This is a genomic window from Pseudomonas sp. MHK4, assembly GCF_054600775.1.
The window spans coordinates 729,364-741,139 of sequence record NZ_BAAIAK010000001.1 but is presented as its reverse complement, the minus strand read 5'-3'; the positions used below and the strand labels follow the sequence as shown (position 1 = coordinate 741,139).

General features: G+C 63.6%; 12 protein-coding genes. 9 read left to right on the top strand and 3 right to left on the bottom strand.

Annotated elements, in window-relative coordinates; all coding sequences use genetic code 11:
• Positions 1–23: 23 nt before the first annotated feature.
• The 6 genes from ACYP2Q_RS03170 to ACYP2Q_RS03145 are packed head-to-tail and all read left to right on the top strand — an operon-like array spanning position 24 to position 4,633.
• On the top strand, positions 24–1,487 hold the full coding sequence (locus tag ACYP2Q_RS03170) for an aldehyde dehydrogenase family protein (RefSeq protein WP_459729142.1): 1,464 nt from the start codon (positions 24–26) through the stop codon (positions 1,485–1,487).
• 8 nt (positions 1,488–1,495) lie between these two features.
• Entirely contained in the window at positions 1,496–2,563 is a 1,068-nt protein-coding gene (locus ACYP2Q_RS03165) for a maleylacetate reductase (protein WP_459729140.1), read from the top strand.
• A 36-nt stretch (positions 2,564–2,599) separates the two neighbouring features.
• A complete protein-coding gene (locus ACYP2Q_RS03160; RefSeq protein ID WP_459729139.1) occupies positions 2,600–3,472 on the top strand; it encodes a dioxygenase family protein in 873 nt (290 codons plus the stop codon).
• Between the two features lie 3 nt (positions 3,473–3,475).
• Positions 3,476–3,787 carry a YciI family protein gene (locus ACYP2Q_RS03155; RefSeq protein ID WP_459729138.1) on the top strand — a complete coding sequence of 104 codons (312 nt, stop codon included), beginning with the start codon at positions 3,476–3,478 and terminating at the stop codon, positions 3,785–3,787.
• 2 nt (positions 3,788–3,789) lie between these two features.
• On the top strand, positions 3,790–4,128 hold the full coding sequence (locus ACYP2Q_RS03150; protein WP_459729137.1) for a Rieske (2Fe-2S) protein: 339 nt from the start codon (positions 3,790–3,792) through the stop codon (positions 4,126–4,128).
• Between the two features lie 52 nt (positions 4,129–4,180).
• Positions 4,181–4,633, top strand: coding sequence for a hypothetical protein (locus ACYP2Q_RS03145; RefSeq protein ID WP_459729136.1), 453 nt, complete (start codon positions 4,181–4,183; stop codon positions 4,631–4,633).
• Here ACYP2Q_RS03145 and ACYP2Q_RS03140 read toward each other — a convergent pair whose 3' ends face one another.
• From ACYP2Q_RS03140 to ACYP2Q_RS03130, 3 genes are read right to left on the bottom strand one after another with little or no spacing between them, the layout of a single operon-like run.
• Positions 4,634–5,668, bottom strand: a complete 1,035-nt coding sequence (locus tag ACYP2Q_RS03140; protein ID WP_459729135.1) for a DUF2955 domain-containing protein — start codon at positions 5,666–5,668, stop codon at positions 4,634–4,636.
• A complete protein-coding gene (locus tag ACYP2Q_RS03135; protein ID WP_459729134.1) occupies positions 5,658–6,779 on the bottom strand; it encodes an HlyD family secretion protein in 1,122 nt (373 codons plus the stop codon). Before ACYP2Q_RS03135 ends, ACYP2Q_RS03140 begins: the two co-directional genes overlap by 11 nt.
• Positions 6,776–8,329 carry an efflux transporter outer membrane subunit gene (locus tag ACYP2Q_RS03130; RefSeq protein ID WP_459729133.1) on the bottom strand — a complete coding sequence of 518 codons (1,554 nt, stop codon included), beginning with the start codon at positions 8,327–8,329 and terminating at the stop codon, positions 6,776–6,778. Before ACYP2Q_RS03130 ends, ACYP2Q_RS03135 begins: the two co-directional genes overlap by 4 nt.
• Positions 8,330–8,567: 238 nt before the next feature.
• On the opposite strand from ACYP2Q_RS03130, the gene ACYP2Q_RS03125 reads away from it, so the two are divergent.
• The 3 genes from ACYP2Q_RS03125 (at position 8,568) to ACYP2Q_RS03115 (ending at position 11,765) form a co-directional block, all read left to right on the top strand.
• Positions 8,568–10,124 carry an aminotransferase class I/II-fold pyridoxal phosphate-dependent enzyme gene (locus ACYP2Q_RS03125; protein WP_459729132.1) on the top strand — a complete coding sequence of 519 codons (1,557 nt, stop codon included), beginning with the start codon at positions 8,568–8,570 and terminating at the stop codon, positions 10,122–10,124.
• Positions 10,125–10,150: 26 nt separating this feature from the next.
• Complete coding sequence (locus ACYP2Q_RS03120; RefSeq protein WP_459729130.1) at positions 10,151–10,933, top strand: transporter substrate-binding domain-containing protein; 783 nt, start codon at positions 10,151–10,153, stop codon at positions 10,931–10,933.
• Positions 10,934–11,051: 118 nt separating this feature from the next.
• Positions 11,052–11,765, top strand: a complete 714-nt coding sequence (locus tag ACYP2Q_RS03115; protein WP_459729129.1) for an ABC transporter permease — start codon at positions 11,052–11,054, stop codon at positions 11,763–11,765.
• The last annotated feature ends 11 nt before the right edge of the window (positions 11,766–11,776 follow it).

The window sequence follows — 11,776 nt, the reverse complement described above, 5'->3', positions numbered from 1 at the left end:
AAGCGCAGTGCGAGGAAACCATTATGCAAAATCAGCTCTATATCGATGGCCGCTTCGTCGATGCGCTCGCCGGCGGCACCATCGACGTCGTGTCGCCCCATGACGGCTCGTTGATCACCCGCATCGCCGCCGCCGAAGCCGCTGACGTCGACCTCGCGGTGGCCGCCGCCAAACGCGCGTTTCCGGCCTGGTCTGCGCTGGCTGCTGCCGAGCGCGGACGCCTGTTGCTCAAACTGGCGGACCGGATCGAAGAATGCAGCGAAGAACTGGCGCAGCTCGAATCCTTGAACACCGGGCACCCGATCCGCGACTCCCGTGGCCTCGACGTGCCGCGTACTGCCGCCTGCTTCCGCTACTTCGGTGGCATGGCCGATAAAATTGAAGGTTCGGTGATACCCGTCGAAGTCGGCTTCCTCAATTACGTACAGCGCAAGCCGATTGGCGTGGTCGGGCAGATCGTGCCGTGGAACTTTCCGCTGATGTTCACCAGCTGGAAGATGGGCCCGGCGCTGGCGGCGGGCAATACCGTCGTCATCAAACCCTCGGAAATCACGCCGCTGTCGACCTTGCGCATCGTCGAGCTGATGACCGAAGTCGGCTTCCCCAAAGGCGTGGTCAACGTGGTGCCGGGCTACGGCCATACCGCGGGCCAGGCGCTGGCGGAACATCTGGACGTCGGCAAGATTGCGTTTACCGGCTCGACCGCGACCGGTCGGCGGATTGTCGAAGCCTCGAAAGGCAACCTCAAGCGCATCCAGCTGGAGCTGGGCGGCAAGGGGGCCAATATCGTCTTCGAAGACGCCAACCTGGAAGCGGCGGTCAACGGCGCTGCCTGGGCGATCTTCCACAACCAGGGCCAGGCGTGCATTGCCGGTTCGCGGTTGATCCTGCATGAAGACATCGCCGAGCAGTTCCTCGAGCGCTTCATCGCCCTGGCCAAGTCGATCCGCCTCGGCGATCCGATGGACCCGCAAACCGAAATGGGCCCGTTGACCTCGGCCCTGCACCGCGACCGCGTCATGGCCTACATCGATATCGCCATCGAGCAGGGCGGCAAGGTTCTCGCCGGCGGCAAGGCACCGGACGACCCGGCGCTGGCCAAGGGTTTTTATGTCGAGCCCACCGTGGTCGAGGCCAAGCCGGGTGACCGGGTCTGCCAGGAAGAAGTCTTCGGTCCCTTCGTCACCGTCGTGCGCTTTCGCACCGACGAAGAAGCGCTGGCCATCGCCAACGGCTCCGAATACGGACTGGGCAGCGGCCTGTGGACGCAGAACCTCGGCCGGGCGCACAAAATGGCCAATGCCATCCATGCGGGCATGTGCTGGATCAACTGCTACAAACGCGTCAGCCCAGGCAGCCCGTTCGGTGGCGTCGGTCAATCCGGTTATGGCCGGGAAATGGGCTTTGAAGCGATCCACGACTACACCGAAGCCCGTTCGGTGTGGGTCAACGTCGACGCGACAATCGCGCCACACTTCAAGCGCTGAGGCCGATCATGAATCCTTTTGTCTACCAAAGCCTGCCGACCCGCGTGGTGTTCGGCTGGGGCAAGCTCGCGGCGCTGGCTGAAGAAATCGAGCGATTGGGTGCCCGGCGGGCGCTAATCCTCACCACGCCGGAACAGCACAGCCTGGGCGAACGCGTCGCGGCGTTGCTCGGTGATCGCGCTGCTGGCGTGTATCCGCACGCAGTGATGCACGTGCCGCTGGAAGTGGCGCAAGCGGCCCGCGTCGAAGCGGCGCGCCTGGATGCCGATTGCTGTGTGGCTATTGGCGGAGGCTCGACCATTGGCCTGGGCAAGGCGATCGCCATGGATTCGGGGCTGCCGATCGTGGCGGTGCCGACCACTTACGCAGGCTCCGAGATGACGCCGATCTACGGGCTGACCGAAAATCGCTTGAAGAAAACCGGGCGTGATCCACGGGTCCTGCCGAAAACCGTGATCTACGACCCGCAATTGACCCTGAGCCTGCCGGCACAGATTTCCGCCTGTTCGGGCATGAACGCCATGGCCCACGCGGTGGAGGCGCTGTACGCCGAGGACGCCAACCCGATCATTGGCTTGATGGCCGAGGAATCGATTCGCTCGTTGGCGCAGGCGTTGCCGGGGGTGGTCGACGACCCCAACGATCCGCAAGCTCGCAGCCAGGCATTGTATGGCGCCTGGCTGGCGGGTATTTGCCTGGGCTCGGTGGGCATGGCCTTGCACCACAAGCTCTGCCACACCCTGGGCGGCACTTTCAATTTGCCCCACGCCCAGGCGCACGCAATTGTTTTGCCCCATGCCGCGCATTACAACCGCGAAGCCGCCGCCGGGCCGTTGCAACGCGCCGCACGTGCCCTGGGTGGTAGCTCGGCCAGTGAGGTGGGCGCATTGTTGTATGCACTCAACCAGAAACTGGGTATCCCCTTGGCACTGGCGGACATCGGCCTGCCACCAAACGGTCCGGCCGAGGCGGCCAAAATTGCCTGTGCCAGCCCTTATTACAATCCACGGCCGTTTGAACAAGGCCCGATCGAAGCACTGCTGACCCGGGCGATGAACGGCCAGGCGCCAGCCTGACCCAGCGCGCAGCCAGCACCTGTCGGAATAAAAACAATGACCGATCAAGACAAAGCGATAGAAAAACAAATCTCCGAGCAGGCCGTGGACAGCTTCGGCGACGCACCGAATGCCCGCTACAAACAGATCATGCAATGCCTGGTCCGCCACCTGCACGCGTTTGTCAGCGAGGTCGAACTGACTGAACAGGAGTGGTTCGAGGGCATTCGCTTCCTGACTGAAACCGGGCACACATGCGATGGCCTGGTGCGCCAGGAATTCATCCTGCTCTCGGACACCCTCGGCGTGTCGATGCTGGTCGACGCAATCAACCATCGACACAGTGCAACCGCCACCGAGACCACGGTGTTCGGGCCGTTCTACATCGAAGGCATGCCTGAGCGGGAGTTCGGCGAGAACATGGCCTTTACCCCGGGCGAGACGGCGCTGGTGCGCGGACGGGTGGTCGACACCCAGGGCAATGCCTTGGCCGGCGCGGTGCTGGACGTCTGGCAGACCGCCGAAAACGGCATGTATTCCGGCCAGGACAGCGCACAGCCATTCGGCAATCTGCGCGGTCGTTATCGCACCGACGCCGACGGCTGCTTTGCGATCCGCACGATTGTCCCGGTGTGTTATCCGATCCCCACCGATGGCCCGGTAGGGCGCATGCTCGATGCCGCCAACCGGCATCCGTGGCGGCCGGCGCACCTGCACTTCATGATCGAGGTGCCGGGCTATCGCAAACTGGTGACCCACCTGTTCAATCACGACGATCCGTACCTGGCGTCCGATGCGGTGTTCGGTGTGAAGCCGTCGTTGCAGGTGATCTATGAAGACCGCATCAGCCACGATGAGGTGTCCGCGCGGCTGGGCATGCCATTGCCGTTCAAGCGGGCATGTTACGAATTCGTCATGGAAGCCGGGTGAAGCATGGGCCAGTTTTTTGCGGTATTCGCCACCGACCACCCGGATTCCCTGGCCCTGCGTTCGCGCCTGCGGCCAAGCCACCAGGCGCATCTGCGGGCGACCGATACGCACCGCGTGGTCGTGCGCCTGGGCGGCCCGACCCTTGATGAGGCAGGCGCGGCGATGAACGGCACGCTGCTGGTGATCGAAGCCGGCAGCCTGGCGGAGGTGGAAGCCTTCATCGAGGACGATCCCTACGTCCAGGCCGGGCTGTTTGCCAGCATCCAGATACGGCCCTGGCACTGGAGCCTCGGCAACCCGGAACTGCGGGGCTGACCATGACCCTCATCACCTTGTGCCAACGGGAAGACATCACCGACGGCGGCGCCCTGGGTCTGCCGCAGCATCAACAACTGCATCCCGCCGGCCTGGTTGCGGTGCGCCAGGGCGAGCAGGTGTGGGTGTACATCAACCGCTGTCCGCATTTTTCGGTGCCGCTGGACTATAACCCCCAGGAATTCTGCACCTATCGCGGCCAGGTGCTGATGTGTGCGCATCACAGCGCGATGTTTCGTTTCGAGGACGGGCACTGCATCGACGGACCGTGCAAGGGCGCGCAATTGGAGCCTGTGCCGGTGCGCTGGGTGGAAAACAGCTTGGTCATGGAGGTGGGCTAGGAGGGCTGAACTACACTGTTTCAGGGTGAATCACGCCCATCCGGAGATCATCATGAAAAGGTTGTCACCCATCGGCCTGTGCGTCGCACTGGCGTTTTTCAGTGCCCAGGGATGGACCCAGACGGTAGTACCGCTGAAGGGCCAGACTTCGCAACAGACTCAACTGGACATCAACGAATGCAACAGCATCGCCGCCAGCAGTGCCTCGACCACGTCGACCCCGTCGGGCGGACGGGTCAAGGGCGCCGCCGTGGGCGCTGCTGCCGGCGCCGCCGGGGCCCAGGTGCGCGGGCGCCAGCACGACGAGTTTTATGATCGTGTCGATGATGACAAGCAGCAGGACTACCGCCAGGACCGCGCCAAGCAAACGGCCGCGGCAGGTGTCGTGGTCGGCGGTTCGCGCCAGCGCCAGGATCGCCGTGAGCAGGAGAAAACCAACGCCGCGACCACTTCGACGGCGTATACCAGTTGTCTGCAGGGCAAGGGGTATCAGGTCAATCCATGATCATATGGGACCGGTAGGCGCGAGGCTGGTGTTCTGCCGCTGATCCAGCAAATGCACCATCAGGCAGGCATACAACGTCACGGCGATGAACAGCCCCATGCGCACCGCAAAAGCGGTGTAGACGTCCTTGCCCGCCAGGCTGTCCTGCACCGATTGCCCCAACAGGATAATCAGGGTGACCAGGGTGTTGAGCCAGAAGCCCGGACTCAAGCGGCCCGGGCTCAGGCCATAGAGCTTGCGCGCCAGGATCAGGGCGAACAGCAGCATCCACAGGAAGAACATCCATAAGTGCACAAAGACCGTCAGCGCGGTCCAGAACGCAATGGCCAACAGGCCGCCCAGCAAGGTCGAGCCAATCAGCTCGCGGGCGGCGTCGCGGGCGTTGGTGGTGGAGCTCTGCTGGCCGAGGCTCACGGCCTTGAGCACGATGGGCATGTAGCTGGCGGGGTCGATCATGGCCAGCAGGAACGTCGGCATCACGATCAGGGTGGCGCGCAACGCCACGCGGTCGACGTCTTCGGCCGATAAGGCCGGAGCGGGTGGGGGCGTGGGGGCATTGGCCGGTTCGGGGAACAGCCAGTGACTCACCCTGCCGATCAGGACCGCCAGGAGCAGGCCGCTGGTCAACGCCTTGATCACCGTCGCCGCCAAGCCGAAATCGGCAACCCCGGCTGCGGGGATCATGGTCAGGCCGATCACCAGGAAGGTCACCACCAGGTTGTTGCCGCCCCGTTGGCCGTATCGAAAGACCGCCAGCAGGCCGAGGCCGATCAGCAGCACGCCGCTGAAGGCGTAATACCGCAGCAGCGGGATCAGCAGCAGGCCGATGCCGGTGGTCAGCATCGCGGTCAGCGCCAGCACCAGGGTGGCTTTGAACGGCAGCGGACGATTGACGCTGACCAGCAGCAATGCCCCCAGCACCGGCGCCAGGAAGGGGATCGGCATCCCCAGGCCAAAGCTCACCGCCAGGCACAGTGCGGTGCCGCAGGCCAGGCGCAGTGCGCGCTGCACCCTCGGCGTGCGTTTAGTAGGCATACGACAGCCAGCTCATCAGCCACAGGAATATCCGGCCCAGCGGGTTGAGCACGTTGCCTTCGGAAGGGAAGGCCATGACTTCGGCCTGGCCACCGGAACGAATCGCGCGGTTGTCCTTGAGCATGGACAGGGATTCGGCCGAGAACTCGATGATCACCGGAAAGCGCTGGGCCGGACGCAGCCAGTCACGGCTGTTCTGCACCGTGGGCAGGCTGCCGGGAGCGGCCGGGGTGCCCACGCTGACGCCGTAGCCGACGCTGCGCACGCGGCCCTGGAACACTTCGCCGGGCAGCGCATCGAGGGCAATGGACACCGGGGTGTCGGGCCTGACCAGGGCGAGGTTGTTCTCGGTCATGTCGGCGCTGATCCAGACATCGTGGATCGCAATCAGGGTCATGACCGGGTTGCCGGCGGCGGCGAATTGGCCGACGTCGGTGCGCAGGTCGGTGATCAAGCCGGCCGAACGGGCGCGGATCTGCGTATTGGACAGGTCCAGTTCGGCTTTCGACAGGGCGGTGGCGGCGCTGCGCAGCAGGGCGTTGTCTTCCTCTTTGCCTCCTTCCTGCTCCTTCGCACGCTGGACTTCGGCACGGGCAGCGGCAACCTGGCTGGTGGCCGCCTCGCGGCTGGCGCGGGAAACCTCCAGCAAGCGCACGGAAACGGTCCCGGGGTCTTCGCGGTACAAACCTTCCAGGCGTTGGTTATCCTGCTTCGCCTTGAGCTCGTTGGCTTGTGCTGCACGCAGGCTGGCCTGCGCCGAGGCGATGCCGGCGGTACTGGCACCGACCTGCCGGCGGGTGGATTCCAGGTCGGCGCGCGCCCGGTCTACCGCGATCTGGTAGGGCTGCGGGTCGACTTCGAAAATCACCTCGCCGGCCTTCACGTCCTGGTTATTGCGCACGTTGACACGAATTACCCGGCCGGCCACTTCCGCCGCCACTGGAATCACGAACGCGCCTACCCGTGCCTGCTGGGTGTACGGTGTGAAACGATCAGCCAGCAGGTACCAGGCCAGGCTGACAACGATCAACAGTAAAACCCACTTGATGCCTTTTTTCGCGGGATCGGCGGCAGGCTGCGCTGGCTGAGGGGAGGGCGCGGCTTCAGTCATGGTTTTTTCACCTGAGTGGGCAAGGGGGAGGCAGGCTGCTCAGGCGTAGGGTCTTTGAGCAGGTCGCCCCAGTCAGTCCGTTGTTCCATTTGCTGGCGCGTGGCGGCATCGACCCTGGGCTGGGCGCTGTACCAACCGCCGCCCAACGCCTTGTACAGGGCAATCACATTGCTCACCGCATCGCCACGGCTGACCAGATAGCTGTCCTGCAGTTCGAGCAGCGCACGTTGGGCATCCAGCACCCGCTGGAAGTCCGAATAACCTTCGCGGTACAGCGTGTTGGCCAGCGCCAGCGAACGTTGTGCGGCGCTTTCGGCTTCGCGCAGGATGCGTTCGCGTTGCAGGGAACGAGTCAAGCCGTTGGCGGCGTCATCCGCCTCGCGCGCGGCCTGGCGCACCTTGTCGCGATAGGACTCGATCAACTGCTGCAAACGCGCATCCTGCACGCGTATGTTGTTGGCGATGCGGCCGTAGTCGAAGACGTTCCAGCGCAGGCTCGGCCCGCCAATCAGGTCGAGGCTGCGGGAAGTTCCGCTCAAGGAATCGGTGGACCACACGATGCTGCCCAGCAACGTCAGGGCCGGGTAGTAATCAGTTTCGGCGACGCCAACCAGCGCCGACTGCGCCGCCACATTCAGCTCGGCGGCGCGCACATCGGGTCGGCGCAGCAGCAGATTGGCCGGGACATCCTGCAATACGGCGCGATCCACCAGCGGGATCAATTGGGTGTTGTCGACCACCAGCGGTAGCGCACCGGGTGGCTGGCCGATCAATACGGCCAACGCATTGCGGGTGCGAGACAGCTGATCTTCCAGAAGGGGAATGGTGCTCAACGTGCCCAGGTATTGGGTCTTGGCTTGTTGCAGGTCGAGTTCGGCGGTCTGGCCGCTGTTGAACAGTTTTTCGGTGATTTCGTAGTTGCGATATTGCTGCTTGGCGTTTGCATTGGCGACGCGCAGGCGCGCCTCGGTGGTGCGCAGGAAAAAATAGCTGTCGGCGACTTGCGCCCGCAGCAGGACCAGTACGTCGTCGTAGTTGGCTTCAGAGGCGAAATAACTGGCATCGGCGGCCTCAATGGCACGGGCGAAGCGCCCCCAGAAGTCCAGCTCCCAACCGACATCGAACCCGGCGCTGTGTTGCCACAGATGGCTGTCAACCGGATTGTCCCCGCCGGACTGGTGCCGGTCGATGTACACGCTGTCAGCGGCGATCTGTTGCAGCTGCGGGTAGCGCCCGCTCTCGGCGATGCCCAATTGCGCGCGGGCTTCCATCACGCGCAGGCCGGCGATCTTCAGGCTGGCGTTGTGCGCGTCCGACTCGGCGATCAGGCGGTCGAGCACCGGGTCGGCGAAGATCTGCCACCACTGGCGGATGTCCGGGTACTGCGCGCGTTGGCTGGCGTGTTCCAGGGCCGGGGTGTTCCAGTGGTCGACCCACGGCTCGGCGGGCGGCTGGAAGTCCGGACCCAACCGAACGCACCCGCCGAGGGCCGCTATGCCTAACAGCAGTAGTCGGCAATGCCGCATCCGTGTGGATGTACCTGATTGCATTGGGCGTATTCCAACCAAAGGACATCACAGCAGCATAGCCGCCCGTATGCCTTCTGCATGGCCTTGAGGGCCGGTACGCAAAAACGTCGCGACTGTCGCAAAAACGACCTGTTTACGCTGAACGCGAACCTTCAACAGTTTTCTGTTGAACGACTGTTCAGCTTGGACTATGTTCGTTCCACCTTCTTTCCCGGCTGGTTGCGGGCTTGCGTTTCTTCATATTGAACGAGGCACTGGCATGCGGTTTTCACCCTTTGTCGAGCGGAAGCCGAGTGTCGGCACCGCGGATTTTCCCGCCGCCGATTTCATCACCGATGCCGCTCTTGATGTGCCAGCAGCAGGTGACACTCACAACCGCGAATCTACCGATCACCTGGTCTTGCGCGAGGCGCTTGCCGAGCACTACGGCAAGCTGTTGAGCCGTGGGCTGAACGCCGCGAACGTGATCACGCTGGCCGGGGCGCAGGATGCCTTGTTCGTCGCGTCGATGTGCCTGCTCGCTGCAGGCGACGAAGTGATTGCCCTCGATCCGATGTCACTGACCTGCGAGGCGTCGCTCAAGGCCTGCGGCGCCACTTTGGTGCCGGTGGCGTTCACGGCGGATGCCACCGCGCTGGCCAAGGCGATTACCCCGCGCACCCGGGCAATTTTCCTGTCCGGCCCGAAGCTCAACCTTGAAGCCGTGCAAGCCATCGCCGGATTCGCCATTGCCCATGACCTGTGGGCGGTGATCGACGAGGTCCATGACGACCTGACGCTGCAGCACCCACACCTGAACCTCGCAGCAGCGCCGGGCATGGCCGAACGTTGCGTGGTGATCGGTCGCCTGGCGAAATCCCACCCGATGGCTGATTGGCCCATGGGTTGGATCGTCGCTGAACCCACCCTGGTCGCGCATGCCCAGTCCCTGGTGTCGGCCAAGGCCTCCCAACGTATCCGCGATTTTGTCCAGGCGTTGCAAGCGCCAGCACCCAAGCCTGTGATCAGTCGCGTGTCGAGCGAACCGGTCAGGGAGCCGGTCACCGCGCGAACCATGATCGAAGTCGATCGCCTGCACAAACGCTTCGGCAACATCGAGGTGCTCAAGGGTGTGTCCCTGACCGCGCGCGAAGGCGAGGTGATCTCGCTGATCGGCGCCAGCGGCTCGGGCAAAAGCACCTTGCTGCGCTGCATCAACATGCTCGAAGTGCCGGACCAGGGGCGCATCCTGGTGGACGGCGAAAGCATTCACCTGAACCACACCCGTCCCGGCGCGCCGCTGGTGGCCGACGCCAAGCAGCTGGTGCGCATCCGCTCGAGCCTGGGCATGGTGTTCCAGAACTTCAACCTCTGGCCCCATCGCACGGTGCTGGAAAACCTCATCGAAGCGCCGACCCAGGTCCTGCGCGAGAGCCGCGCGGAGGCGACCGAGCGCGCCGAAGCCTTGCTCGAACGCGTAGGGCTTTCGGCCAAGCGCAACGAGTACCCGGCGTTTCTCTCCGGGGGACAGCAACAACGGGTGGCCATCGCCCGGGCCCTGGCGATGCGGCCCAAGGTCATGCTGTTCGATGAACCCACCTCGGCACTCGACCCGGAACTGGTCGGGGAAGTGCTGCGGGTGATCCGCTCTCTCGCCGAAGAAGGCCGCACCATGATCCTGGTGACCCATGAAATGGCCTTTGCCCGCGATGTCTCCTCCAAAGTCGCCTTCCTGCATCAAGGGCTGATCGAGGAAACCGGTTCGCCGGACGAAGTGTTCGTACACCCACGCAGCGAGCGTTGCCGGCAATTCGTCAACGCTCATCAAACTCGCTAACACCAATAAAAAGACGGGAAAACACCATGGGAAATCGACGTTTTGCACACTGGTTGACCGGCGCAGCCTGCGTATTGCTGGCTGGCATGAGCGCGGCCCAAGCGCAGCCGATCCGCTTTGCGGTCGCGGCCGAACCCTATCCGCCCTACACCGAGAAACAGGCCAACGGCGAATGGAAGGGCTTTGAAGTGGACCTTATCCACAAGCTGTGCAGCGAAATGAAAGCCGAGTGCGAGATCAAGGAAGTGGCGTGGGACGGGATCATTCCGTCGCTGCTGGCCAAGAAGATCGACGTGATCTTCTCCTCTATGTCGGTGACCCAGGAGCGGGAAAAACAGATTGCCTTCAGCAAGGCGTACTACGACTCGGTGATCGCCGTGGTCGGTCCCAAGGACGCTTCGGTGAAGACGTACCCGGATGACCTCAAGGGCAAGACCATCGGCGTGCAGAACTCCACGGTGAGCGCCAGCTACCTGAAGACCTACTACGAAAAAATCGCCGACGTGAAGTACTACGACACCCAGGACTCGGCCAACGCCGACCTGATCGCCGGGCGCATCGACCTGATGATGGCCGACGGCACCGCCATGGCAGCCTTCGTCAAGACCCCGGACGCCAAGGACCTGGCCTACCTCGGCGCCGTGCCGTACGACCCGATCTTCGGCAAGGGCGTGGGCGCTGGCCTGCGCAAGGACGACACCGAGCTCAAGGCCAAGCTCGACAAGGCCATCCAGGAACTGCTGGCGAGCAAGGACTACGACGATCTGTCCCAGCGCTACTTCGGCACGAGCGTGAAGCCGGCGTTCTGACCCCGGCACAAATCCTGTAGGAGCCGGCTTGCCGGCGAAGGGGGCCTTGAGGCCGCCAGAAGCTTCGCTGGCAAGCCAGCTCCTACAAGGGTTTAGCAATACGTAACAGGAGACTGAAATGCCAGCAATGTTCGATTTGATTAATTTCGGCGAGCAAGGATGGGGCACGGCGTTGCTGAAAGGGCTCTTGATGACCCTGCAGATCTCCGCCGGTGCCTTCCTGGTCGGGCTGGCCATCGGGTTGGTGGTGGCTTGCCTCAAGTTGGGCGGGCCAAGACCCATTGCAGCGCTGGCTCGCGGCTACACTACCTTGTTCCGCGCGGTACCGGAGCTGCTGCTGATCCTGTTGCTGTACTACGTCGGCTCCATGCTGCTCAACTCGCTGATGGCAACCCTGGGTTACGGCGCGGTGAATGTCAGCGGTCCGTTGGCGGCGATCGTGGTGCTGGGCCTGGTGCAGGGCGCCTACGCGTCGGAGATTTTCCGGGCGGCGATCCAGGCGATTCCCTTCGGCCAGATCGAAGCGGCGAAAGCCTTCGGCCTGCACGGTTTCGGCCTGTTCCGCCGCGTGACGCTGCCGATCATGGCGCCCTATGCGATGGCGGGGATGGCCAACCTGTGGATCAACCTGATCAAGGACAGCGCCCTGATTAGCGTGGTCGGCACCAACGAGCTGTTGTACACCGCCCGGCAAGGGGCGGGTTCGACCCGTCATTACCTGTTGTTCTACCTCACCGCCGCGGCGCTGTATTACGCGGTGACGCTGGTGTCCAACTACCTGTCGGGCCGGCTCGAGCGACGCATTCGTCGCTGGATGCCGCTTGTTGACTGAACCGGCAGAGA

Bases quoted from the DNA above. Each gene is read 5' to 3' on its own strand.
- ACYP2Q_RS03150 (WP_459729137.1), top strand. From the start codon at position 3,790: ATGACCCTCATCACCTTGTGCCAACGGGAAGACATCACCGACGGCGGC.
- ACYP2Q_RS03130 (WP_459729133.1), bottom strand. From the start codon at position 8,329: ATGCAATCAGGTACATCCACACGGATGCGGCATTGCCGACTACTGCTG.
- ACYP2Q_RS03165 (WP_459729140.1), top strand. From the start codon at position 1,496: ATGAATCCTTTTGTCTACCAAAGCCTGCCGACCCGCGTGGTGTTCGGC.
- ACYP2Q_RS03135 (WP_459729134.1), bottom strand. From the start codon at position 6,779: ATGACTGAAGCCGCGCCCTCCCCTCAGCCAGCGCAGCCTGCCGCCGAT.
- ACYP2Q_RS03140 (WP_459729135.1), bottom strand. From the start codon at position 5,668: ATGCCTACTAAACGCACGCCGAGGGTGCAGCGCGCACTGCGCCTGGCC.
- ACYP2Q_RS03125 (WP_459729132.1), top strand. From the start codon at position 8,568: ATGCGGTTTTCACCCTTTGTCGAGCGGAAGCCGAGTGTCGGCACCGCG.
- ACYP2Q_RS03155 (WP_459729138.1), top strand. From the start codon at position 3,476: ATGGGCCAGTTTTTTGCGGTATTCGCCACCGACCACCCGGATTCCCTG.
- ACYP2Q_RS03115 (WP_459729129.1), top strand. From the start codon at position 11,052: ATGCCAGCAATGTTCGATTTGATTAATTTCGGCGAGCAAGGATGGGGC.
- ACYP2Q_RS03160 (WP_459729139.1), top strand. From the start codon at position 2,600: ATGACCGATCAAGACAAAGCGATAGAAAAACAAATCTCCGAGCAGGCC.
- ACYP2Q_RS03145 (WP_459729136.1), top strand. From the start codon at position 4,181: ATGAAAAGGTTGTCACCCATCGGCCTGTGCGTCGCACTGGCGTTTTTC.
- ACYP2Q_RS03120 (WP_459729130.1), top strand. From the start codon at position 10,151: ATGGGAAATCGACGTTTTGCACACTGGTTGACCGGCGCAGCCTGCGTA.
- ACYP2Q_RS03170 (WP_459729142.1), top strand. From the start codon at position 24: ATGCAAAATCAGCTCTATATCGATGGCCGCTTCGTCGATGCGCTCGCC.